The 23,335-nt window shown below is 41.4% G+C and carries 19 protein-coding genes and 1 pseudogene; 12 read left to right on the top strand and 8 right to left on the bottom strand.

The window, feature by feature from the left end; genetic code table 11:
• Positions 1–48: 48 nt before the first annotated feature.
• On the top strand, positions 49–702 hold the full coding sequence (locus tag V7K73_RS07195; RefSeq protein ID WP_334878481.1) for a glycoside hydrolase family 24 protein: 654 nt from the start codon (positions 49–51) through the stop codon (positions 700–702).
• 14 nt (positions 703–716) lie between these two features.
• On the opposite strand, the gene menH is transcribed toward V7K73_RS07195, so the two are convergent.
• From menH to metG, 6 genes are all read right to left on the bottom strand, one after another.
• Positions 717–1,526 carry a 2-succinyl-6-hydroxy-2,4-cyclohexadiene-1-carboxylate synthase gene (menH, locus tag V7K73_RS07200; RefSeq protein WP_334878515.1) on the bottom strand — a complete coding sequence of 270 codons (810 nt, stop codon included), beginning with the start codon at positions 1,524–1,526 and terminating at the stop codon, positions 717–719.
• Between the two features lie 92 nt (positions 1,527–1,618).
• Complete coding sequence (locus tag V7K73_RS07205) at positions 1,619–1,762, bottom strand: hypothetical protein (RefSeq protein ID WP_334878483.1); 144 nt, start codon at positions 1,760–1,762, stop codon at positions 1,619–1,621.
• An 81-nt stretch (positions 1,763–1,843) separates the two neighbouring features.
• Complete coding sequence (locus tag V7K73_RS07210) at positions 1,844–2,245, bottom strand: metal-sensing transcriptional repressor (RefSeq protein WP_334878485.1); 402 nt, start codon at positions 2,243–2,245, stop codon at positions 1,844–1,846.
• A gap of 255 nt (positions 2,246–2,500) precedes the next feature.
• On the bottom strand, positions 2,501–3,712 hold the full coding sequence (gene lptC, locus V7K73_RS07215; protein ID WP_334878487.1) for an LPS export ABC transporter periplasmic protein LptC: 1,212 nt from the start codon (positions 3,710–3,712) through the stop codon (positions 2,501–2,503).
• Positions 3,712–4,341 carry a LabA-like NYN domain-containing protein gene (locus V7K73_RS07220; RefSeq protein WP_041565095.1) on the bottom strand — a complete coding sequence of 210 codons (630 nt, stop codon included), beginning with the start codon at positions 4,339–4,341 and terminating at the stop codon, positions 3,712–3,714. The genes lptC and V7K73_RS07220 overlap by 1 nt, the downstream gene beginning before the upstream one ends.
• 170 nt (positions 4,342–4,511) lie before the next feature.
• Positions 4,512–6,116, bottom strand: a complete 1,605-nt coding sequence (gene metG / locus V7K73_RS07225) for a methionine--tRNA ligase (protein ID WP_334878489.1) — start codon at positions 6,114–6,116, stop codon at positions 4,512–4,514.
• 374 nt (positions 6,117–6,490) lie between these two features.
• Here metG and V7K73_RS07230 point away from each other — a divergent pair, with 374 nt between their 5' ends.
• The 5 genes from V7K73_RS07230 (at position 6,491) to V7K73_RS07250 (ending at position 10,348) form a co-directional block, all read left to right on the top strand.
• The gene (locus tag V7K73_RS07230; RefSeq protein ID WP_334878491.1) at positions 6,491–7,216 is read left to right on the top strand and encodes a lysophospholipid acyltransferase family protein; all 726 of its coding nucleotides are present in this window, start codon (positions 6,491–6,493) and stop codon (positions 7,214–7,216) included.
• A 173-nt stretch (positions 7,217–7,389) separates the two neighbouring features.
• Complete coding sequence (locus tag V7K73_RS07235; protein WP_334878493.1) at positions 7,390–8,217, top strand: alpha/beta fold hydrolase; 828 nt, start codon at positions 7,390–7,392, stop codon at positions 8,215–8,217.
• A gap of 75 nt (positions 8,218–8,292) precedes the next feature.
• A complete protein-coding gene (locus V7K73_RS07240; protein ID WP_334878495.1) occupies positions 8,293–8,541 on the top strand; it encodes a hypothetical protein in 249 nt (82 codons plus the stop codon).
• The gene (locus V7K73_RS07245) at positions 8,528–8,989 is read left to right on the top strand and encodes a type II toxin-antitoxin system PemK/MazF family toxin (RefSeq protein ID WP_334878497.1); all 462 of its coding nucleotides are present in this window, start codon (positions 8,528–8,530) and stop codon (positions 8,987–8,989) included. Before V7K73_RS07240 ends, V7K73_RS07245 begins: the two co-directional genes overlap by 14 nt.
• A gap of 192 nt (positions 8,990–9,181) precedes the next feature.
• Positions 9,182–10,348, top strand: coding sequence for an EcsC family protein (locus V7K73_RS07250; RefSeq protein WP_334878499.1), 1,167 nt, complete (start codon positions 9,182–9,184; stop codon positions 10,346–10,348).
• Between the two features lie 258 nt (positions 10,349–10,606).
• Here V7K73_RS07250 and V7K73_RS07255 read toward each other — a convergent pair whose 3' ends face one another.
• Positions 10,607–10,792 carry a hypothetical protein gene (locus V7K73_RS07255; protein WP_185580931.1) on the bottom strand — a complete coding sequence of 62 codons (186 nt, stop codon included), beginning with the start codon at positions 10,790–10,792 and terminating at the stop codon, positions 10,607–10,609.
• Positions 10,793–10,986: 194 nt separating this feature from the next.
• Here V7K73_RS07255 and V7K73_RS07260 point away from each other — a divergent pair, with 194 nt between their 5' ends.
• The 4 genes from V7K73_RS07260 (at position 10,987) to fabD (ending at position 16,139) form a co-directional block, all read left to right on the top strand.
• Positions 10,987–12,465, top strand: a complete 1,479-nt coding sequence (locus tag V7K73_RS07260; RefSeq protein WP_334878501.1) for a leucyl aminopeptidase — start codon at positions 10,987–10,989, stop codon at positions 12,463–12,465.
• Between the two features lie 258 nt (positions 12,466–12,723).
• Positions 12,724–13,746 carry a phosphate acyltransferase PlsX gene (plsX, locus tag V7K73_RS07265; RefSeq protein ID WP_334878503.1) on the top strand — a complete coding sequence of 341 codons (1,023 nt, stop codon included), beginning with the start codon at positions 12,724–12,726 and terminating at the stop codon, positions 13,744–13,746.
• A gap of 258 nt (positions 13,747–14,004) precedes the next feature.
• Entirely contained in the window at positions 14,005–14,997 is a 993-nt protein-coding gene (locus V7K73_RS07270; protein ID WP_334878505.1) for a beta-ketoacyl-ACP synthase III, read from the top strand.
• A 260-nt stretch (positions 14,998–15,257) separates the two neighbouring features.
• Positions 15,258–16,139, top strand: a complete 882-nt coding sequence (gene fabD, locus V7K73_RS07275) for an ACP S-malonyltransferase (RefSeq protein ID WP_334878507.1) — start codon at positions 15,258–15,260, stop codon at positions 16,137–16,139.
• A gap of 9 nt (positions 16,140–16,148) precedes the next feature.
• Here fabD and V7K73_RS07280 read toward each other — a convergent pair.
• Positions 16,149–21,607 (bottom strand): annotated as a pseudogene (locus tag V7K73_RS07280) (trifunctional serine/threonine-protein kinase/ATP-binding protein/sensor histidine kinase).
• Positions 21,608–21,738: 131 nt separating this feature from the next.
• Here V7K73_RS07280 and V7K73_RS07285 point away from each other — a divergent pair.
• Positions 21,739–22,377, top strand: coding sequence for a lysophospholipid acyltransferase family protein (locus V7K73_RS07285; RefSeq protein ID WP_334878509.1), 639 nt, complete (start codon positions 21,739–21,741; stop codon positions 22,375–22,377).
• Positions 22,378–22,791: 414 nt separating this feature from the next.
• Positions 22,792–23,118, top strand: a complete 327-nt coding sequence (locus tag V7K73_RS07290; protein WP_334878516.1) for a DUF2288 domain-containing protein — start codon at positions 22,792–22,794, stop codon at positions 23,116–23,118.
• Positions 23,119–23,335: the final 217 nt, after the last annotated feature.

Consider the following 23,335-nt stretch of genomic DNA (forward strand, 5'->3'; position numbering starts at 1 on the left):
AAAGGTGTTGAAAAACTTATTGGCCCAATAGCCGCGCTTCTCGGCTTTGTGTATTTGTTGCAATGGTATATTGGAGACTTGCGATCGCCTTCTGATCCCATCTTTGCAGTTCAACAGCCGCCTTTGGTCATGAAACAGGGCGACCCCTATATTCGCGCTTTAATGCGAACCATCTCGGCGAGTGAGGCCAGTGGTAATCGTCCCTATTCGCTGTTATATGGTGGCCAGCAAGTCAACGACCTGAGCCGACATCCTGAGATATGCGTCACAATTGTCACAGGCCCCAACACAGGTAATTGTTCCACTGCTGCTGGTAGGTATCAAATTATTAACGTTACTTGGTATCGTTTAGCCTCCCGTTATCATCCAAAACCGATGCAGATGATGTTTTGGACTGCCTATAGTTTTGAAGCAGAATATCAAGATATAGTAGTTTACCGTTGGTTAAATGATTCTAAAGTTTGGGGAACTGATCTTTCTCAACTGTTGCGTCAGGGAAAGTTAAATGATGTTTTACGGCGGCTCTCTCCCACCTGGACAAGTCTAGGATATGGTATAGAAACTAATTCTGTTAGTAGCTCTTTGCCTAAACTTTATCAGAAAATGTTGCAAGAGGAATTGACCGCAAAGAGTCAGCCAACAACCAGGGTAACACCATCGCCAACTCCTTCTAGTAAGGCAGTAAAGAAGTTGTCACACTGAGGTTATCCTAATTTTTAAGCTGCATAGAAAAAATCTTTGATATTATCCACAAATGCCAAGGTATTTTCAAAGTGAATATTATGTCCAGCATTACTAATTATTTTTATTTGGGCTTCACAGAGTTGAGCCATTTCTGTATTAATAGATATAAACTTTTTATCATATTCACCCACTAGTAAGAGCAGAGGAATTTTATTCTCTTGTAGCTTTTCCCATAAAGAAGGTTGATATCCAGTTCCCATAAAGCGCAATGATTTATCTAATTCGTATGGATTATTCTGTAACCGACTTTCTATCATGCGATCGTATTCTGGATGATTTTTTATATAACCAAAAATTGGTTGATTGTACCAATTTGAAAGAAAAGCAGCAAAATCAGTTTGAATAATACTTCTGCTTAATTTTCTAGCTATTTGAGCATCACGCCTAACTCGTTCTAATCGTTCTGCTTCTGTTGACAAACCTGGGGAAGCTGATTCTAATACAACTTTAATAAAACGTTCTGGAAAATGTAGAGTTAGATATAAAGCCAATCTTCCGCCCATCGAATAACCAAGTAAATAGCATTTATCTATTTTTAATTCATCTAATAAATTAATTATTGCTTGAGCAGTAGGTTGTATTTTATAGTATTCATCACTTGCTAAAACTTCGGTTTTACCATGTCCGGGTAAATCAAGGGTGAGATAAGAAAAATCCTCCGTTAGTAGTTTTATGGCTTCATCGAATTCATTAATGTTTCCCATGAAGCCGTGCAATAAAAGAATTAGAGGTTTGTTTATATTGACATTTAAAGAATAGTTAAACTTATATAATGCCAAAATGTCCCCTTTCTAATACACGTAAAACACTTATGTTCATTTTGGCATAAATAACCCTTTGTCTAAGAGGTTGTTTGAAAAGTCTAATATTGTTATTACTCACCTGGGCGATTGGAAATCGCGGCTACACAGACTAAACCCACCTCCGTGGGTTTTAAATCCTTGATGAGTGTGTTAGTTTGTGCAGACGGACGAGAGCCTGTGTAGTAGCGAATTATATTCGCCCAAAACTTGTTCATTCATCCTCTAAGTCAATACACCAAATTTCGCATCTCTACAAAATGGCTTGTGGTGCTAGTTAATTTTTATTTTTCTAATTCTTAAGGTAAAAATCGATCTAAAGCAGCTTTTAACTGTTTAATTTCAACGTCAATATTACCCTCTTGTGCAGCCCTAGCAATACACTCAGTTAAATGTTCATCCAAAACAATTCGCGCTACCTTATCTAATGCGCCTCGCACTGCCGCAATTTGCAGTAAAACATCAGGACAAGGGCTATTTTGCTGCACCATAGTTTTAATACCACGAACATGTCCTTCTATGCGCGATAATCGATTGGCAATTCGCCGTAATGACTCTTCGCTATGGACGTGAGCATGAGCCGATTCTCCAGCGTCATGAGTATGATCTGTATGCTCGTGGTCTGTATCGTGATGGTGCAAATGTTCTGCTTGTTGGGATATTGGCAAGGATTCCTTGCCTAATCGCTTTGATCCATTCATGGGTTATCAGAAGACTTATATTACTAAAATCCTAGCCTAGTGCTTGTGGGGAGTGGGGAATCGGGCATTGGGACTCTTGCATAAATCAAAAACAAGAACCTCACCCCGACAAAGCGTAGCTTTGTCTCCCCTCCCCTTAGCAAGGGGAGGGGTTGGGGGGGGGTATTAAGGACTTTTGCAAGATATCTATTGATTATTAATTCTTCTCCCTCATCCCCCTCATCCCCCTACTCCCTACTCCCTACTCCCCTAACTCTACTGCTGACGATTGGCTCTTTCTTGGGGAATGATTTCTGTTACTACCCTACCGCTAGAAGTGCCGCCTTTAACAACAATATTTTCTGTTTGCAGATTACCAACGGCTGTTTCACCTGTAAAATTTAACCGGGGGTCAAATTGTCGATAAACTACATTTCCCTGAGCTTCAACTAACTTATTGTCTAAATACCAAGTTAATGTATTAGATTTCAAAGACTGGCGACGCTGACCAATGGCGTTGACGTTACCTGTTAAATAAACCGTTTTTTGCGGTATTTTCATTTCACCTTGATTGGCAGTGACGGTAAGATTGTCGGCACGCTGGAACATCCGCACGGGGGAATTTGTAGTGACAGTTTCTGCGTTCATGTTCCAGGTCATAGAATTACTAGTTATTTGTACTGGTGGATCTAGTAAATCTAATTGAGCATTTTGTTGAATAGTGGCAATTTTGGTTTTTAAGTTGACTACGCCAGAATTTCCTTTGCCGCGATCGCTAATTTTATTATCTTTGTAATGGTCAATTTGTAAAGGGCGATCGCCAATCAGTTTTTGTTCTTTAATATTCCAGATTAAATGTTCGGTTCTTAGTTGTAACTGGGGATCAATGGAATTTGCTATTACCCCTCCAGAAAATTCCATGCGCTGTTCGCGGGTTTTGACTCGCGCTTCCTGCGCCACAGCTTGTAGTTGTTTATGACTACCGTTAATCTGCTTGCGGACAATCAACAAATCTTCTTGGGGTCGCCATTCTAATTCATTACCTTGCAATACAATTCCATTACTGGGATCTATGGCAAATATCTTACCTTTCAGAAATAACTGCTTCCCATTTTGTTCAATATCTGCGACATCTGCCTTAATTTGGTAAACTACTTTGCCATCTTGATATAGTTCACCATAAGGACTTTGAGCTTGACCGATTTGTTTTTCTTTGGTGTATTGTGCGGTTTTAGCCCTGACTTTCCAAATCGGCCGTCCTACTTCATCTGCTTGTTCTAAGGTGACATCAAAGAAAGTCAAATTGCTATCTTTGTTAGATGAAGCCGCAGTATTTTGTTGAGAAGCTGTGGGAGATTTACCCCCACAGCTTACTAAACCAAATATCAATAAAAAAATTAAAGGAAAAAAAAGGAAGGGAGGAGTGGGGGAGTAATTTTGAATTTTTCTCTCCCCCTGTCTCCCCCTTTGATGAAATTGATACGCCATTATTCTTGAATTTCTAGATGTCCATCACTAGTTCTTGGGTCCTCCAAAAAACCGATCCCAGATAACGGGCGGTATGGATAGCTTTGGCGAGGGGTTTTTTGAATATCTTCTTTGATGGCTTCTAAATCAATGTAGCGATCGCTTACATTAATTAAGCTGTCGCTGGTCATCGAACGCAAGCTCACCACTTCTACCCGCACGCCGCGATAGCTGACTGAATTTACCGCATAAGCTAAATCCCCATCACCGCTAACTAAAACTGCGGTATCATAAGAATCTACTAGCGCCATCATATCGACTGCTATTTCTACATCCAGGTTAGCTTTTTTAGAGCCATCTGGTAGCTGCACTAGATCCTTAGCAATGACTCGATAGCCATTGCGACGCATCCACAACAGAAACCCTTGTTGTTTCTCGTTTGTCCGGTCTACACCAGTGTAGAAAAAAGACCGTAGTAGTCTAGAACCTCCAGTTAATCGACACAACAGCTTCGTGTAATCGATTTCAATCCCTAGTTGCAGTGCAGCGTAAAATAGATTTGAGCCATCAATAAATATAGCGACTCGACCCCGATTCTCCAAAACCTGTTCTGGCGTAAAGATTGAATCGGTTTCAAAATTATTCAACATCATTGTGATACCTCAATTATTATCCCTGTTATTTTTGATACAAATTACCAACTTTTAGATGCTAGTCACAGCGGCTTATGATAATGTTCCGGGACTAATTAATTTAAGTTCAGCCCCGATAAATTTTTTGAGAAAATAAGAAATTGAACAAAATCAGAGTTTGATAAGGATTAATCGTTTTTCGGGGGTTCTATTTTTTTAAAAATCGGCTGGGCTGTACCCAACTGTTGTTTACTAGATAGTATCCCCCATGTTGCATGGGTGGTAAAAGGAGCGGTAATTGAACTTTGTATTTGATCGTTAAAGTTTATTCCAAAGCCCAGTTGCTGATAAATATCGCTACTGATGTTGGGAATAATTGGGGAAAGCAGATAAGCTGCTAGTCTAACCGATTCTAGAACTGCGTACAGAACTTTTTCCACCGATTCCTGCTGTCCCTGTTTATATAATGACCAAGGAGCTTGTTCATCAATAAACTTATTACTGGCTTGCGCCAGTGAAAGGATAGCTTCACAGGCTTCACTGAAAGCTAGCTCTTGGTATGCTTGTTTTACCTGTTCCCCTAGACATAAACCAATTGCTTTCAAAGGATTTTCGTCAGGAATTCCTTCATTGCCGATTGATGGGACATTATTCTGGGCGCAGTATTTCTTCACCATGCTCAAGGTGCGATTAACCAAATTACCTAAATCATTTGCCAAATCTGCATTCAGAACATTAATGAACCTTACTTCATTAAAATCTCCATCCTTGCCAAATTGGATTTCCTTAAGGAAGTAATAACGAACGGCATCACTACCATAGCGCTGAACTAACGCCACAGGATCAAGGGTATTGCCTAGACTTTTGCCCATCTTTTGACCATCTTTGGTCAAAAAACCATGCCCAAATACTTGATTTGGCAAGGGTAAGCCGGCCGACAACAGCATTGCTGGCCAGTAAACTGCATGGAAGCGCAGAATATCCTTACCAATTAGGTGCAGGTTGATTGGCCACCATGTTTCTAAGGCATTTGCTAAAGTCGGTTCTGCATCTGGTTCGAGTAATGCTGTGACATAACCTAACAGCGCGTCAAACCAGACATAAAGGGTGTGCTTGGGATCAACTGGTACGGGAAAACCCCAATCTAGATTTACCCGCGAAATTGAAAAGTCTTGCAGCCCTTGATTTACAAAGCTGAGAACTTCGTTGCGCCGACTTTCTGGTTGAATAAAATCCGGTCTAGATTGATAAAATTCTGTCAGCTTAGTTTGATATTTGGATAAGCGGAAAAAATAGTTTTGCTCGTCTCGCCACTCCACTTCTTTGTTAATATGAATCGCGCAACGGTGTCCTTCTAGCAGATCCCGTTCTTCTTTGAATTCTTCGCAGGATACGCAGTACCAGCCTTTTTGTTGTCCTTGGTAGATATCACCAGATTCCCAGACTCGCTCAAAGAATTCTTTAACGATCGCTTCATGACGAGGTGCAGTAGTCCGACTAAAACGATCGTATTGAATATCCAATAATTGCCACAAATTAATGAAGCTAGGGACAATTTCATCGCAAAACTCTTGTGGTGCTTTGCCTAAAGTTTCAGCCGATCGCTGAATTTTTTGCCCATGTTCATCTGTACCTGTAATTAGTAATACCTGATGCCCCAATAGTCTGTGAAATCGCGCTACTACATCTGCTGCGATCGTCGTATAAGCACTACCTATATGCGGCACATCGTTTACATAATATAGGGGTGTTGTTAGTGCAAATCTCAATTCTTTTTTCTTTACTAGATTCATACAAAATAAAAATTAACTTATAAAACGGATTACTTTTTTTATCGGAAAAACCAAACAATTATACAATATTTTTTCTATTTTTTCCAATAATACCTTAATATTAGCAAACTTTTCAAATCAAAAATTGTTTTGTAATATGCATCAATTCAACTCATTTTTGCTTACAAGAGCAAAATTAACTAATCATAATTTTTTTGAATACTTTATATTAGAAAATATTGTTATTGAGAATACATAATCCCAAATCCGGAAAATCTATCTAGTTATGTGGATTAGATATTTCTATCTTAAGACGGTCATGGCAGTAGTAAAGAAATGTAAAAATTAATTTAAGATAAACTGCCATATTCACCGGAAAAATATATTGATTAGGTATGAGTCGAAATAGCCCCCTGGAGATTTCTCGCGCTTTGGTGGCGGCCCTTTCAACCCAAATGTTTCGTTATTACGAAGATCGCATTCCCCAGGATGCTAGCGTTTTGGTAGTTAGCAATCACCGCAGCTTTATGGATGCACTAATTTTGATGGCGGCGTTATCGAGTCCGATTCGCTTTGCTTGCCATCACTATATGGGACAAGTGCCAGTAATGCGGGAGATTGTCACCGGTCAATTGGGGTGTTTTCCTTTGGAAGAAACTCAAAACCGTCAGCAAAGCTTTTTTTCGCAGTCGCAGGCGCTATTGCAGTCAAAGCAGATGGTGGGAGTATTTCCAGAAGGAACTGCACCAATGGTGAAATTTACTATGCCAAACATGCTAAGTGAGTTTCAACGGGGATTTGCCCATTTGGCATTACGGGCTGATGTGCAGGATTTAGCAATTTTGCCGATTGCGATCGCCTCCTTAGAAGAAGTAAACACTTCTGGTTTCCCGTTAAGGCTTTTGAGTCTATTTGACCCTTCAGAACCTTTATTTAACCAAAGTGGTTGGCATCCGTTGGTACTTTATCGTCGGGTTGCAGTGTTAATCGGTCGCCCTTATTGGATTACGCCCCAACATCATCAAAAATATCATGGCAAGCAAGCCAGAACTGTTGTGGCTGAACTGACAGAACACTGTCATGGTGAAATTAGCAATTTACTGCGTCAAGGTTGCTATTAGAACCATTCGATTTTGGATTTTGGATTTTGAATTTTGGATTGTCTGCACGACTAACAGTTAGCTTGTTCTGAAACCTTTTTTGTTTTTGCTCAAAACTACCGAAGCTCGTAAAACCAACAATCAGCAGTCCAAAAGTTTTATACCATTGACTAATGACCATTGACAAATGACCAATGACTATCTCAGAAGTTGAGCTAAATCCTTGTTTTTTAACTCCTAAACGAGTAAAGCCAGAGTATCCCCTGTTGGTATATTTGCCAGGAATGGATGGAACTGGTCAATTATTGCGATCGCAAACGGCTGGATTAGAAACTGGCTTTGATGTCCGTTGTTTAGCGATCCCACGCAAAGACCTTAACAGTTGGGATGTGCTAGCAAAAAGTGTATTGGACTTAATCTACGCCGAATTAGAAAAAAGCTCAGAAAGACCAGTTTACCTGTGTGGTGAGTCCTTTGGTGGTTGCTTGGCCATGAAAGTAGCGATCCAAACGCCGGATTTATTTAAGCGAATTATCTTAATTAACCCAGCTTCATCCTTTCGTCTTCGCCCTTGGTTGAATTGGGCATCTCAACTTACTTACTTGGTGCCATCAGAGTTGTATGATGTTGGCGCACTGGGGTTGTTGCCGTTTTTAGCATCTTTGCCCCGCATTTCTCAAAGCGATCGCCATGAACTGCTAAAAACTATGCGTTCTGTGCCGCCAGAAACCGTTCATTGGCGGTTGTCTTTACTGCGAGAATTTGATATTGATAACGAACAGTTAGGTCGCTTGACTCAACCAGTTTTGTTGATTGCCGGTGGTAGCGATCGCCTTTTACCTTCTGTAACTGAAGTCAAGCGGATAGGGAATATCTTACCAAATACCCAAATTGTGGTGTTGCCCCATTGTGGACATGCTTGTTTGCTAGAGGAAAATATTAATCTCTATGAAATTCTTAAGGATAACGACTTTTTAGAAAGTAATGCTGATATAGGTAAAGGGCTAGAGGTGACAGCATAGGGTGAGGCGCGATGCCTACGGCGGGCTGCGCCTACGGATAAAATACAAATTAATTAAACAAATTCAAAACCCACTATGACCACAACAACTGTCAAACTGCAAATTCCTTTTGAATCATTTCTAGATGCTATTGCCAACCTTCCTTTAGAAGAAAAACATCAACTGTGGCAATTATTAAATGACGAAATTAATCAAAGCGAAGGAAATTTACTTCCAGAAGACTCTTATGATTGGGGTTCCCAAGGGCAGCCAAAAGGCAAGCCACTAGAATATATCCCTGGAGTTGGGATAAAAGTTCTTGGTCGCAAGAATGCTCCAACCTGATTTACTTGAATGTGGCGACGTAATTATAGTAAGTTTGCCTACAAGTACTCCTAGAGGACGTGAACAGCAAGGAACTCGACCTGCTGTAGTGGTAGGTATACCTTGGGGACAAGTTCGCTATCCAATGCTAATGATTGCACCTTTAACTACCCAGAGTGGTTCTTGGGTGTTCAATAATCCCAGCTTATATCCGCGTTTGTCAGCTGGTGCTGGTGGTTTGTCTGTGTCTTCCATTGTCTTACTAGATCAAACGCGGGGATTAGATATAAATCGAGTTTTGGCGTATTTGGGAACACTCACCCCTGAGCAATATGTTCCTATTGTTGATGGATTAAGACAGGGCTATTTCATTCTAAAATGTGACGTTTTCAAAGTCCCTCTCCCAAGTATGGGAGAGGGATTTAGGGTGAGGGCAAAAACTACGGTTCTCAACTTAAATCGCGTTTAAATTCTTATTTTTCTGAAAAAGATTCCTAAAAACTGCCGTAAAAATAGAATGAAATAGCCCTGGGATTAAGAGAGTTGTTCAGACAATAAAATAGTTAATCTGAAACTGATATTTACGTTTATAGAGGGATGTAGAGCCGCTCATATTTTGTTAAAACCAAAAGAGAGAGGCTTTACAAGATGGTGTCAAGCGATGACAGACAAATCCCAAAAAATAGAGGTGAATAAATCAGTTAATTCACCCGGAGAAACTTCAGAAGTAAAAATTCAGGCTCAATCATCAGTAGAAAATCAACCGTCTATAGTAGAGTCTTTTATTAAAACTGTTGCTGAGACTGGCAAAGCAGTTTTAGACACAGCAGTAGGGGTGGGAGAAGCGACAGCAAAAGAAACACACAAGTTTATTGAGCAAACAACTCAAAGTAGCGGTCAGGTTGTGAATAGCCTGAGCGAAAATTGGCTGATTAGAAAACTATCTGGAGTATTAAATCTAAATTGGCTAATTGGTACTACTAACGCTGTTGATTTGGAAAAAGCAGAAGTTGCGGTAAACAAGCTCAAGCAAAAGTATCCCAAAGAATCACCCAGCCAGATTGCTCACAGAATTATGGTGGAAAAAGCAACTCAAGCAGGGACAGTGGGATTAGCAACAAGTTTTTTACCAGGAATCGCAGTTGCATTGTTCGCAATTGATTTAACAGCAACAACAAAATTGCAATCAGAAATGCTTTATCAAATTGCATCTGTCTACGGGTTGAATTTAAAAGATCCTGCCCGTAAAGGTGAAGTTTTGGCAATTTTTGGTTTGGCTTTGGGTGGAGAGCGTCTTTTAAAAGCTGCGGGATTAGGCTTGCTGCGAAATATCCCCTTGGCGGGTGCGGTAATTGGAGCTAGTTCAAATGCGACGATGATCTATTCATTGGGGTATGCTGCTTGTCGATTTTACGAAGCCAAGCTAGATGAATCAAGTTCGCTCTCATCGCCACAGACTCTGGCAACATTAAAAGCAGAGAGTGAAAAGTATTTAGAAACTGCGATCGCTCAAGAAGCCGTCATGGATCAAATTTTAGTTCATGTAATCCTCGCTAGTCATCCCGAGAAGACTTGGGAAGAAATTTTGCCAGAGTTAAAAGCTGTAAATCTCAGTCATAACTCGTTGGATACCATTGCCCAAAATATCAAATCACTTAAGTCTTTAGATATACTGCTCAATCAGCTGAACCGTGATTTTGCCATACCCTTATTGACTCAGTGTTACAAAATTGCCCAGCTTGACAATAAGACTACACCAGCTGAGCAAGGAATAATAGAGGCGATCGCCAGCAAATTTGATATTGACAAAAATGCAATTGGGGCATAAGGCAGAGGAGGTAAAAAAGTGGAGTTATCAGCAAACTTCACGAGTATCATACACAGAACTAAGTAAGTGGGCGCAAATAATCATCACTGGTTCGTAGTTGCGCTTTAGCGCTAAAGCGCAACTACGAGCCAAATACAGAGATTTCACTTTTCGTTACATAGTTTGGTTTTATCTTGTCTACCTACTTAGCCATTTTTAATAACTTTAAAGCCTGCCAAACTCCAACGGCTTGGCAGGTTTTTCTAGTGTTTTACTAAATTAATGTTCTATCATTAATTTTTTTCCAAATATAACTACCTCTCTTTTTTTAAACCTTTTCCTTTTATCTAATCTAAGTTTTTGCCTAGTTAATTCCTGAGATATTAATTCCTGAGCGCGGCTTTCAATTTTTATTTGGTTTTCAATTGGCTGTTCTTTAATTTTTTCTCTTAAGCTTTTGCCCATTCTTCTTACCCTTCTTCTTTTAGTTTTTTAAGATGACTCTTGTACCGTGCATCAGCCTTTTGAATTAAGTGTTTATAAAAAAAACATTATAGCTACTGGCCCCTGCTCCCTCATCTCCCTCATCTCCCCTCAGCCTGAAACAAGAATTTTGAGCAATACTGGTACAAGAAGGAATATTTACACAAAATCCCAACATGACAATTCAACCTAGTGATAAGCCTTTGCTAGAGTGGGCAGGCGATAGTTTGGCAATTGGATTATTTGAAGATGCAGTAGAACTCACTGGAGAATTGGCAACTTTAGATCAAAAGTTTTCCGGGGTATTAAAAGAACTAATTGCTGAAGAAGAATTTAAAGGTAAAGCCAACAGTAGCATTTTCACTCGCGTAAATCCTGGTAGCCCAGTGCGTAAATTGATTCTGGTAGGTTTAGGTAAACCAGATGAACTAAAACTCGATACTTTGCGACGCGCTGCTGCTGCTGTAGCCAGAGTAGGAAAAAAGCAAAAAAGCAAAATTTTGGGATTTAGTTTCCCATTGTGGAATAACGATCCAGCCGCAAGCGCCCAAGCGATCGCAGAAGGTGTAGAATTGGCGCTTTACCAAGATATTCGCTTTAAATCTGAACCAGAAGATAAAGCACAAATAGAAACCGTAGATTTACTAGGATTCGGTGGACAAGAAGCAGCGATCGCCCGCGCCAAACAAATTGTGTCAGGGGTAAACTTGGCCCGGGAGTTAGTAGCAGCACCAGCTAATGCAGTAACACCAATTACTTTGGCAGAAACTGCTCAAGCGATCGCAAAGGATCACGGTTTACAAGTAAAAATTCTAGAACGAGAAGACTGTGAAAAGTTGGGTATGGGTGCTTTTTTGGGAGTCGCCCAAGCTTCGGAATTGCCACCTAAATTCATTCACCTGACTTACAAGCCAGAAGGTACACCCAAAAGGAAACTAGCAATTATTGGTAAAGGTGTAACCTTCGATTCCGGTGGACTCAACATTAAAGGTGCTGGTAGCGGCATCGAAACCATGAAAATAGATATGGGCGGTGCAGCTGCTATCTTGGGTGCAGCAAAAGCAATTGCTCAAATTAAGCCAGATGTTGAGGTTCACTTCATCTCGGCGGTGGCTGAAAACATGATTAGCGGTCGCGCTATGCACCCTGGAGACATTCTTACAGCATCAAACGGCAAAACAATCGAAGTTAACAACACCGACGCTGAAGGACGTTTAACTCTAGCAGATGCCTTAGTATATGCCGACAAATTGGGATTAGATGCGATCGTGGATTTAGCCACCCTAACCGGCGCTAACGTCATTGCCTTAGGTGAAGATATTGCTGGTTTGTACACTCCCGATGATGCTGTAGCTTCCCAGCTAGAGAAAGCCGCCCAAACTTCAGGAGAAAAGATTTGGCGAATGCCAATGGAAGAAAAATATTTTGAAGGGCTAAAGTCTGGCATTGCGGACATGAAAAATACTGGCCCGCGTCCCGGTGGTTCCATTACCGCCGCCCTTTTCCTTAAGCAATTCGTCAAAGATACACCTTGGGCGCACTTAGACATTGCAGGCCCAGTGTGGACAGATAAAGAAAATGGCTACGACAGTGCGGGGGCAACCGGCTACGGCGTTCGGACGCTAGTTAATTGGGTAGAAGGGAGTGGGGAGTAGGGAGTAGGGGAGGCAGGGGAGCAGGGGAGCAGGGGAGGCAGGGGGCAGGGGAGAAGAGTTTTCCCCTCAGCAAGAGCAGCACCCCGACCCTCTGCCTCTTCCCAATCCCAAATCCCCTATGCCCAAATTCGTGCTATCTTGAGCTTGCCAGCAAAAATTGTTGCAATAGTAACAGAAATAATTTGGCGCTCAGAAAGTTAAGCTTTTTCGGGCTTTGCCATCTGGTAAAATTTGTAAGGTTTCTAAAAACTGTGAGCAATGGGATCGACTCGCGTAAGGATCGCAATTGACGCAATGGGAGGGGATCACGCACCCGGTGAAATCGTTGCTGGCGCATTGCGAGCAAGGGAAGAATTGGGTGTAGATGTATTACTGGTTGGTGATCCTCAACAAATAGAAGCTGCCTTGCCGCCAAAAACGAATTTAGGGCAGGTGGATATCGTTCCTGCTGAGGAAGCGATCGCTATGGATGAGGAGCCTTTAAATGCAGTTAGACGCAAACGCAAGGCTTCTATCAATGTGGCGATGGATTTAGTCAAGCAGCAAAAAGCAGATGCCGTATTTTCTGCCGGTCACTCTGGGGCAGCTATGGCATCTGCTTTGCTCCGATTAGGACGATTGCCGGGAATTGACCGCCCAGCCATAGGGACTGTTTTTCCCACAATTATTGCTGGTAAGCCAGTGTTAGTACTTGATGTCGGCGCAAATGTAGATTGTCGTCCGAAGTTTTTAGAGCAGTTTGCCGTCATGGGATCGGCTTACAGTCAATATGTTTTAGGTACAGCTGAACCGAAGGTGGGTTTGTTGAACATCGGTGAAGAAGAGTCTAAGGGCAATGATGCAGCCGTCCGCGCCCACCAAATGCTCCGCGAAAATTCTCAAATTAATTTTATTGGCAATGCCGAAGGGCGTGATGTGCTTTCCGGTCGCTTTGATGTGATTGTCTGTGACGGCTTTGTGGGCAATGTATTATTAAAATTTGCCGAAGCCGTCGGAGAAGTGATTCTGCAAATTCTGCGGGAAGAATTACCCCAAGGATTACACGGTCAAATCGGTTCAGCACTCTTAAAACCAAACCTGAAGCGGATTAAGCAGCGCATGGATCACGCAGAACACGGCGGCGCTTTGCTGCTAGGCGTGGCGGGAGTCTGTTTTATCGGTCACGGTAGCTCACAAGCTCCTTCAATATTTAATGCAATTCGCATGGCCAAAGAAGCCGTTGACAAGCAGGTGCTACAACGAATTCAGTCCCAATATCTCCTAGAGCGCGAAAGCGGTTAGTCATTAGTCATTGGTGAGCCAGTGGGGTCTTGGGGGTTTCCCCCATGAGCAACTGGTGAACCCGAAGGGTCATTGGTCATTAGTCATTAGTCATTGGTCATTTGTAAAGGACAACTGACAACTGGCAAAGGACAAATGACAAAGGACAAATGACAAAGCGCAAAGTCGGAGCGGAGGTTTCCTCCGATGAGAACTTTGTAAGAGGGGACAAAGGACAAATGACAAATGACAAAAAGCTGATAGCTTGGGAGATTAGGAGTGCAAAACTTAGGCGTAGCAATTACCGGAAGTGGCTCGGCAGTACCAGCAACTTCCCTACACAACCAGACATTGAGTGAAGTAGTTGAAACATCAGATGAGTGGATTGCCAGTAGAACCGGAATTCGTCAACGGCGATTAGCCCTGCCATCTGAGTCCTTGAGTGTGCTAGCTACTGCCGCCAGCCGTAATGCGATCGCAGCCTCGGGAATTAAACCAGAAGACCTAGACCTAATTTTGCTGGCAACTTCCACCCCTGATGATTTGTTTGGTAGTGCTTGTCAAGTACAGGCGCAATTGGGAGCCACCAACGCAGTAGCTTTTGACTTGACCGCAGCCTGTTCTGGCTTTGTGTTTGGTTTGGTTACAGCAGCCCAATACATTAGAACAGGTGTTTATAAAAACGTACTTTTGATTGGGGCAGATATCCTCTCTCGCTGGGTAGATTGGGAAGATCGGCGCACTTGTGTATTGTTTGGTGATGGTGCAGGGGCAGTAGTATTACAGGCTTCTAAAAGCGATCGCTTATTAGGATTTGCCCTTAAAAGTGATGGCACTCAAAACCATCACCTCAGCCTTGCATACACAGGCACTTCCCAAGAACTCCTCCCCAATGTAAATATCACTAAAGGCGGTTACCAACCGATTACTATGAACGGCAAAGAAGTCTACCGCTTTGCTGTGCAAAAAGTGCCAGAGATCATTGATAAAGCCTTATTTCAAGCCAACCTCAGTATTGACAAAATAGATTGGCTGCTATTACATCAAGCTAATCAGCGAATTATTGATGCTGTTGCCCAACGACTGAATGTCCCAGAACATAAAATTATAAGTAATCTCGCCCAGTACGGCAATACCTCTGCTGCTTCCATTCCCTTAGCTTTAGATGAAGCAGTGCGGGAAGGTAAAATTAAACCCAATGACATCATTGCTGCATCCGGCTTCGGTGCCGGTCTTACCTGGGGTGCAGCAATTTTTCAATGGGGAAGGTGAAGAATTAGGAGTTAAAAGTTATGAGTTAAGAGTTATGAATTTTAATTTCTAACTCCAAACTCCAAACTCCAAACTCCAAACTCCAAACTCCAAACTCCAAACTCCTAACTCCTAACTCCTAACTCCTAACTCCAAACTCCAAACTCCTAACTCCTAACTCCAAACTCCAAACTCCAAACTCCAAACTCCTAACTCCTAACTCCTAACTCCTCACTCCTCACTCCTAACTCCTAACTTTTCACTTTTCTGACTATTGACCAATGACAAAAACTGCATGGGTGTTTCCCGGACAAGGTTCCCAAGCGCTGGGAATGGGAATGGATTTATTAGATATACCATCGGCTAAAGATAAGCTTGCCCAGGCTGAGGAAATTTTGGGCTGGTCTGTAACCGAAATCTGTCAAAACCAAGAAGAAAAGTTATCACAGACGCTATACACTCAGCCAAGTCTTTATGTGATAGAAAGCATTCTTGCCGATCTTCTCCGAGAACGAGGACACCAGCCAGATTTAGTGGCTGGTCATAGTTTGGGAGAATATTCTGCCCTTTATGTAGCGGGTGTCTTTGAATGGTCGGCTGGTTTATATCTAGTAAAGCGTCGTGCAGAACTCATGGATAATGCCGTCGGTGGTATGATGGCAGCTTTGATGAACTTTGATTGCGAACAGTTAGAAAAAGTCATTGCCGAAACGCCTGATGTGGTAATAGCAAATGATAATAGTTCGGCTCAGGTGGTAATTTCAGGCACTACTGAGGCTGTACAAGCGGTAATGACTCAAGTCAAAGCAAAGCGGGCGATTCCTCTAAAGGTTTCTGGAGCATTTCATTCACATTTAATAGCACCAGCATCTGCAAAATTCCAAGACATTCTAGAATCTGTGGAATTTCAGCCAGCTATTGTGCCAGTGTTGTCTAATGTAGAACCAATTGCGTCTATAGATGCCGAGACTTTAAAGCAGCGCCTGAACAAACAAATGACTGGTTCTGTAAGATGGCGAGAAATTTCTCTGCAATTACCAGCCAACGGCATTCAGCAAGTAATAGAAATTGGCCCTGGTAAAGTCCTAACTGGTTTAATTAAACGTAGTAGCCCTGACTTAATATTAAAAAATATCCAGAGTGCTGCTGATTTGCCTGATTAATTGCTTTATTTATCCTTCCACAGGTAGGATAATCTCAAATTCCGTCCCCTGTTCTAATTTAGAAACGAAATTAATTTGTCCGCCATGAGTTGACATAATGGAGTAGGCTACAGCTAATCCTAATCCCATTCCTTTACCGACAGCTTTTGTGGTGAAGAAGGGGTCAAAAACTCGTTTTTGGATTTCCTCAGAAATTCCAATACCATTATCGGCAATGCGAATGCTCACACTCTTAGTTAGAGAATTGCTTAGTGCTGTACGAATTGTAATGGTACTTGTTTTTTTGACTTCATTTAAGGCATCAATGGCATTATTCAAGATATTCATGATTACCTGATTGATTTGTTTGGCGTGACAATTCACTTGCGGAAGTTCAGCATAGTCTTTGATAATTTCAATTTCAGTGAGTCGGTGTTGCAGAATTAACAGCGTATTCTCAATACCCTCATGAATATTGACAGGTTTAATATCTGCTTCATCAAGTCGGGCAAAATTCCGCAGAGATAAGACAATATTTTGAATGCGTAGAGTACCCTGTTCCATTGAATTCAGCAGATTTGGTACGTCTTTGATGAGGTAATCTAAATCTTTGTCATTGAGATAAGCTTGAATTTCGCTAGTAGGTTGGGGAAATTGCTGTTGATAGAGATTAATCCCCTCTAGCAAATCATGAAAATGCTCTTTTAAATATGTAATATTACCATAAATAAAGTTAATCGGGTTATTAATTTCATGGGCAATCCCAGCAACCATTTGCCCTAAACTCGACATTTTTTCAGCGTGAATCAATTGAGCTTGGGTTTGTTGTAATTCCTGGAGAGTATGGGACAATTGCTGATTTTTGTGATGAAGTTCTTGGGTGCGCTGGTCTACTTTTTGCTCTAGGGTGTTGTAGAGTAAAGCGTTTTCTAGAGAAATCGCCGCTTGGCTGGTTAATAATTCTAATATATTTAAGCGATCGCCCACAAATGCACCCGTTGTTACCTGATTTTCTAAGTACAAAATTCCTAGTAACTGCCCTTGATTCCGAATTGGCATACACAGCACACTCTTGGGTTGATGCTGGCGCATATATTCCCCAATCACATTAGGCAGATGGGTTTTGAGATCATTAATTACAACTGTTTCTAGAGTGTTTTTCACATACTGGATCAGTTTGATTGGAATACCAGGATGATTATCTAAAGGTGCGTTTTGTAACACAGTATCTTCTAGGGTGGCGATCGCTCGCACTTCCCATAAGCCATTCTGAAAGAGAATTAACGCACACCGATCGGCACCAGCATTTTCGAGAATAATCTGAGTTAGCCTCTGGATTAGCTCATCTAAGTGAATTGCGGTAGAGATGGCTTGGGAGGCTTTAAAGACAGATCCAAAGTCCAGCACCAAATTGCTGTTGGAGGAACTTGAGATATGGGTTGATGAGTGAATTGAGGCACTATATATTACACTCTCACTCAATGTTTCTATTGAGTTAAGTTTGAGATTTTTTTGTTGCAGAATCACCCGCAAAAGTTCTGGATAGCGTTGTTCTAAGTCTTCTACTTTGGTTTTGGCTCCCCAACGGGCATAGCAGTAGTAAGCTTCTTGCATATACGCCTGGGCAACTTTTTCTTTACCCCAGTCAAGGTAGAATTTAGCAGCCAATTCATTGCTAAGTGCTGCTTCTTGGATGTAGCCATTTTCTTTTGCTCCAGCAATGGCAAGGTCGTAAAATTCCATTGCTGCTGTTTTTTGTGCTAAAACCCGATACTTTTCTGCCTCCACCAACTGGAATCGATGCAGATGATTCATGGGTGCATAATTTGCCCATTGTTGCATGGTATCCTGATTTTCTGCTACCTGCTCTAAAATCCTTTGTTGTTCTGCGGGTGACGAAGTAGGAAATAAAGCCACTTGCACCAGTGAATCATAAAGGTTCAGCACTGGGATGTTGATCATTGCATATCCTGAACCGGAATATTCTTTAGCTTTGAGAGCATATTCCACCGCCAAATCCAGTGCTTGAAACAAATAACAAAGCATCAATTTATTTACGAATAAATGCCATAAACCACTAACATGCTTAGTTTGCTTATTTAACGCCAGCATTGACTTTTCATCGTAGGCTGCGCCAACTAATTCCCAAGGAGTGGTTTTTGACTCGATTAAATTCAAGACGACTTGGTAATAAATATTGATGTCATTGAGTGCAGTTTTGTGGCTAATTTTTTCTAGTGCTGCCTTATAAATCACTAATTCATTAGCTAATTTGGTTAATTCTTGACCGGCGATGTAAGCGTGGAAGCAATAAATGTAGGCAGCATAACCAGCATAAGCCAAGTCTCCACTATCTAACCCACTGCTATAGGCTTGTAGTAATGGCTTGAGCGTTGCTGTTACAGGCTCTTTCCAATGGGTAATAAAATGAGAAACCACAATGAGGATTGATGCTTTATATTCGTGATTTTGAAACTTGGACAGCAGTTGCAACGCTAACTTACCAAATTCATAGCCTGTTGGGATACTGTTTGGTTGACCACAAAGGATGAGGCCATACGCTGAGTAAGCCAAGGCAGAGGCAGAAATATTTCCGTATTTTACAGAAAGAGTAACTTCTTTTAGCACCACCAAGCGATGGAGTTGAGGTTTTGCTAGATAAGCAGGAGTAGTTACTTCGGCTAAGACACGCAAGGCTGCACGTAATTCGGGATTCTGCATCTCTGGCAAATCAACCAATTCTGCAACTGTTTTGCCACTTAAGGTAGCTTGAGTCTCTTGCAAAGCGAGAACAAAATCCTTATGTGTTGGTTCTTTGGGAAACTCAATGCCTATCGGCTGCAAAAATTGCATGGCTGTATCGATCGCTGCCAATAATTTTCCTTGAACTGTGTAAGCTTCAATTTTTACTTCATATACAATAGCAGTATCAGTGATAGCTTTCGCGTGTTGTAAAATTTCCTGGGCGAAATCTTCCATTGCGTCAATTTCACCACACAGATAACTGGCTTCGGTGGCTTCGCTATACAAACTTAAAGTCAAATTGTAGTCAGATTCCCAAGGGTTGAATGGTAGTAATTGGATACCTATTTTCAGATATGCAATTGCTGAACTGTATGCAGTTGAGGCTTTTGCTTTTTTCCCAGCCATGAGATTTAACTGTGCGAGTTCATGGCGTTCTTGAGGTTGATGGAAATGTTCAAGCCCAATATTTAGCTGATTAGCGATCGCAAAAATCCGATTTTCTAGTTCAGCTTTAGAGGTATTTTGCCACAGCAGGCGACCAATTTTCACATGGGTTGTCTGTTTGCGATCTTCAGGAATCAGTGAGTAAGCGGCTTGTTGGACGCGATCGTGCAAGAATTTATATGTTACAGCCTGAGCGATTTCTTGATTACTGGCTTGATTTTCTTGACCTACATAAAACTTATAAACTTCGCTCTGTGGTAGAATCAAACTCTCCTGTAATGCTTTCCACAATGCAGCGGCGGTTTCGGTTTGGGATTGTTGATAAAAATCGCCAAGGTATGTAAATCAAACTGATTACCAATACAAGCCGCCAGTTTTAAAACCTCTTGAGTTGCTGGTGTTAGTTTCTGCAACTGTTGTGCCATAAACTCCACCACATCATCTGTCAGCGCCAATTGTTTTATTTGGGCAATATTACATTGCCAATGCCCAATTTCAAAATTAAATTGAATATAATTATCTTGATGCAGTGCCTTGAGAAACTGGGTGGTGAAAAAGGGATTACCTTTGATTTTTTGATACACCAATTGCGTTAATGGCTGTGCTAGTTCCAGTTGACAATTGAGGGTATCTGCTAACAACTGATTCACACTTACTTGACACAATGGAGTGAGGATAATATTGTTAATGATGGTTCCTGCATTGGCTATCTCATTTAATGTCAACATTAAAGGATGTGCCGGGAAGACCTCATTATCTCGGTATGCCCCAAGCAGCAACAGCTAGCCCCTCTGAGATTCATCCATGAGTAGCTGCATCAGCTTCAGTGATGCCGAATCTGCCCACTGCAAGTCATCCAAAAACATTACTAAGGGATGTTCTGGTGTGGTGAAAACTTGAATAAATTTTTGGAACAGCAGATTGAAACGATTTTGAGCCGCCATTCCTGATAGTTCTACAGCCGGAGGTTGGTAACCAATAATTCGTTCTAGTTCTGGAATCACCTCAATAATAACTTGAGCATTTTCACCCAAAGCTGCGATCATTTTATCTTGCCACTGCTGCAAATTGGTATCAGTTTCACTTAGCAGTTGCCCCATTAAATCTCGGAAGGCTTGCACAAATGCACTAAAGGGAATATTGCGATTAAATTGGTCAAATTTGCCTTTGATAAAATAACCACGTTGCCTAACAATAGGTTTATGAACTTCGTTGACAACCGCAGTTTTCCCAATCCCCGAAAAGCCAGCAACTAGCATTATTTCGGTTGTGCCAAGGCTAACTCTTTCAAATGCTTGCAATAGGGTTTCTACTTCGGTTTCTCTGCCATACAGTTTATCAGGGATAATGAAGCGGTCGCACATATCTTGTTGTGCAATTGGGAAACTCTTAATTTTACCTGTTTCATTCAGTTGAAGCAAGCACTTTTCTAAATCATACTTCAATCCTAAAGCTCTCTGATAGCGGTTTTCAGGATTTTTCGCCATCAGTTTGCTAACAATTTCTGATAATAGAGATGGAATTTCTGAATTAACTTCATGTATTAAAGGCGCTGTTTTTGCAATATGACAATGTACCAACTCCATCGCATCCTCTGACTGAAATGGTAATTGTCCAGTCAGTAATTCATAAAAAGTTACACCCAAAGAATAAAAGTCTGTACGATAGTCAATTCCCCGATTCATTCTTCCAGTTTGTTCTGGGGAAATATAAGCAAGTGTTCCTTCTAACACATTGGGGCTAATTAAGGTTTGAGTTTCTCGTGGCAGTAAAGATGCAATACTAAAGTCAATTAATTTAACTTCTTTAGTTTCTGGATTAATTAAAATATTGGCAGGTTTAATATCTTTATGAATAATCCGCGAGTGGTAAAGTATATCTAAGATATTGCATAGTGCGATCGCAATTCGTAAAAACTCTATTAAAGCTTCTACACTTTCCAGTACAGACGCGATTAATCGCGTTACCGACTCCCCAGTACAGACGCGATTAATCGCGTTACCGACTCCCCATTCTTTAAGAGAAATCCCCCCAAATTCCATCACCAACATATAGCCATTTTGATATTCTTCCAGGCTATAAGTTTGGATAATTAAGGGTGAGTTGAGATTTTTAGCTATGGTGTACTGATTGCGAAACCACAAGAGTTCGCCCAAACTCGGATAAGGATTTTTCAGGAGTTTAATGACTACGGGTAATGAGTCAGTCTCTCGATACCCTCGATAAACCAGCGTTCTGGAACCATTGTAGAATAAATCATAGATGCGATATCCGGGAATACTGACTGTAGTGGTATTCATCCTGCTAAATCCTGATATTTTCTGGATTTAGTATTCCCAGATGGGTGAAGCAATTCATCTTTACAGGTTTTTTGCGTTTGTGGGGCTTGCGATCGCGTATGCTAAATTCAGTCTGATTTGAATTATCTTCTGTGGACACAAACCGCGAACCGTTTATCAGTCTGGGACTTTACCACGCCTTTAAATGGTCAGTCGTTAGCCCCATGCTTCACACTTACTTTCGCGGCCAGATTTATGGTACGGAAAATGTCCCCCAATCAGGGCCGTTGTTGGTAGTAAGTAATCACGCTAGTTATTTTGACCCGCCAATTGTCTCTAATTGTGTACGTCGTCCAGTGGCGTACATGGCTAAAGAAGAGTTATTTAAAATCCCAGTTTTGGCGCAAGCGATTAAATTGTACGGCGCTTACCCGGTGAGTCGAGGAAATGCCGATCGCAATGCCATTCGTTCTGCCCTAGAATATCTCAATAACGGTTGGGCTGTCGGTGTTTTCTTGCAAGGCACTCGCACCCCAGATGGTCGAATTACAGACCCCAAAAGAGGCGCACTGCTACTAGCGGCGAAAGCAAAAGCCCCAATATTACCGGTAAGTGTCTGGGGGACTGAGGAGATTTTACACAAAGGATCGTCCCTACCTCGTGCAGTTCCGATCACCGTGAGAATTGGTAACTTGATTGATGCTCCCAGTTCCACTAATAAAGAAGAATTAGAAGCATTAACACAAAAGTGTACCAAAGTAATTAACGAAATGCATGATTTAGGAAGATGAATTAAAATAATTCGTAATTCGTAATTCGTAATTCGTAATTCGTAATTCGTAATAGAGCCTCCGGCACGCTTTGTGCGTTCGTAAATTTTGTTTTGTAATGAAGAGTGCTGTTGTGGGGACGGTTTCCGACTCGCATTACAACGTGGGATTTAACCCCAATCGCATTACTTGCCGATTTTAGAACTGGGGGACTTAAACCCACGGACAGCAGTTAAAAGAAACTACAGATATATGCTTTAGAGAGGAAAATGTAAAATAGTTTAAGTAAGTGGGCGCAAATAATCATCACTTGCTCGTAGTTGCGCTTTAGCGCTAAAGCGCAACTACGAGCCAAATATAGAGATTTTACTTTTCGTTAGATAGTTTGGTTTTATCTTGCCTACCTACTTATTAGCCAATACAAATTAAGGAATGATGTCGGATTTAAGAGCAGAATTAACAGAAATTTTGGATGAGGCAGAGTGGGAGTGGCTAATTCCTCATGTACAACGAGATGCAGTAATTTTGGTGGCACTTGAGCTAAACTTGGTGGATGTTGGAGTAGCGATCGCCAGTGATAACATACCATCAGTGGAACTGTGGATTGATGAGCAATTGATTACCAAACCTACTACAGTACAAGTGGGAGAATGGAATTGCGATGCCTTCGGCGGGCTACGCCAACGCACTAAACGATTTAATACTCTCATCGTTCAGCCTTACGTTTTGGCACAAGAAATAGCGGCTAAAATCCAAAATTGATTGACTATTGAATAGCAGCAAAATTTTCTTCTTTAATATTTAGCCATAAGAAATACCTGATACGTTTGGGAACTCCGTCTCTTTAGAGCGGAGCGGAAAAACGAACGAGCGGTTTTAACCGCTTTGCCGCTATAATGGTTGTTATCTAGCGGCAAATTTATGCTGTTGAATCAAACTAATCGGCTCAACTTGAGTCAAGCGGAATCTGACATCCTTA

The sequence above is a fragment of the Nostoc sp. genome (assembly GCF_036916975.1).
Classification (GTDB): domain Bacteria; phylum Cyanobacteriota; class Cyanobacteriia; order Cyanobacteriales; family Nostocaceae; genus Nostoc.

Bases quoted from the DNA above. Each gene is read 5' to 3' on its own strand.
- V7K73_RS07230 (WP_334878491.1), top strand. From the start codon at position 6,491: ATGAGTCGAAATAGCCCCCTGGAGATTTCTCGCGCTTTGGTGGCGGCC.
- V7K73_RS07290 (WP_334878516.1), top strand. From the start codon at position 22,792: ATGTCGGATTTAAGAGCAGAATTAACAGAAATTTTGGATGAGGCAGAG.
- plsX (WP_334878503.1), top strand. From the start codon at position 12,724: ATGGGATCGACTCGCGTAAGGATCGCAATTGACGCAATGGGAGGGGAT.
- V7K73_RS07220 (WP_041565095.1), bottom strand. From the start codon at position 4,341: ATGTTGAATAATTTTGAAACCGATTCAATCTTTACGCCAGAACAGGTT.
- V7K73_RS07205 (WP_334878483.1), bottom strand. From the start codon at position 1,762: ATGAACAAGTTTTGGGCGAATATAATTCGCTACTACACAGGCTCTCGT.
- lptC (WP_334878487.1), bottom strand. From the start codon at position 3,712: ATGGCGTATCAATTTCATCAAAGGGGGAGACAGGGGGAGAGAAAAATT.
- V7K73_RS07260 (WP_334878501.1), top strand. From the start codon at position 10,987: ATGACAATTCAACCTAGTGATAAGCCTTTGCTAGAGTGGGCAGGCGAT.
- V7K73_RS07235 (WP_334878493.1), top strand. From the start codon at position 7,390: ATGACTATCTCAGAAGTTGAGCTAAATCCTTGTTTTTTAACTCCTAAA.
- V7K73_RS07210 (WP_334878485.1), bottom strand. From the start codon at position 2,245: ATGAATGGATCAAAGCGATTAGGCAAGGAATCCTTGCCAATATCCCAA.
- V7K73_RS07245 (WP_334878497.1), top strand. From the start codon at position 8,528: ATGCTCCAACCTGATTTACTTGAATGTGGCGACGTAATTATAGTAAGT.
- V7K73_RS07250 (WP_334878499.1), top strand. From the start codon at position 9,182: ATGACAGACAAATCCCAAAAAATAGAGGTGAATAAATCAGTTAATTCA.
- fabD (WP_334878507.1), top strand. From the start codon at position 15,258: ATGACAAAAACTGCATGGGTGTTTCCCGGACAAGGTTCCCAAGCGCTG.
- metG (WP_334878489.1), bottom strand. From the start codon at position 6,116: ATGAATCTAGTAAAGAAAAAAGAATTGAGATTTGCACTAACAACACCC.
- V7K73_RS07255 (WP_185580931.1), bottom strand. From the start codon at position 10,792: ATGGGCAAAAGCTTAAGAGAAAAAATTAAAGAACAGCCAATTGAAAAC.
- V7K73_RS07240 (WP_334878495.1), top strand. From the start codon at position 8,293: ATGACCACAACAACTGTCAAACTGCAAATTCCTTTTGAATCATTTCTA.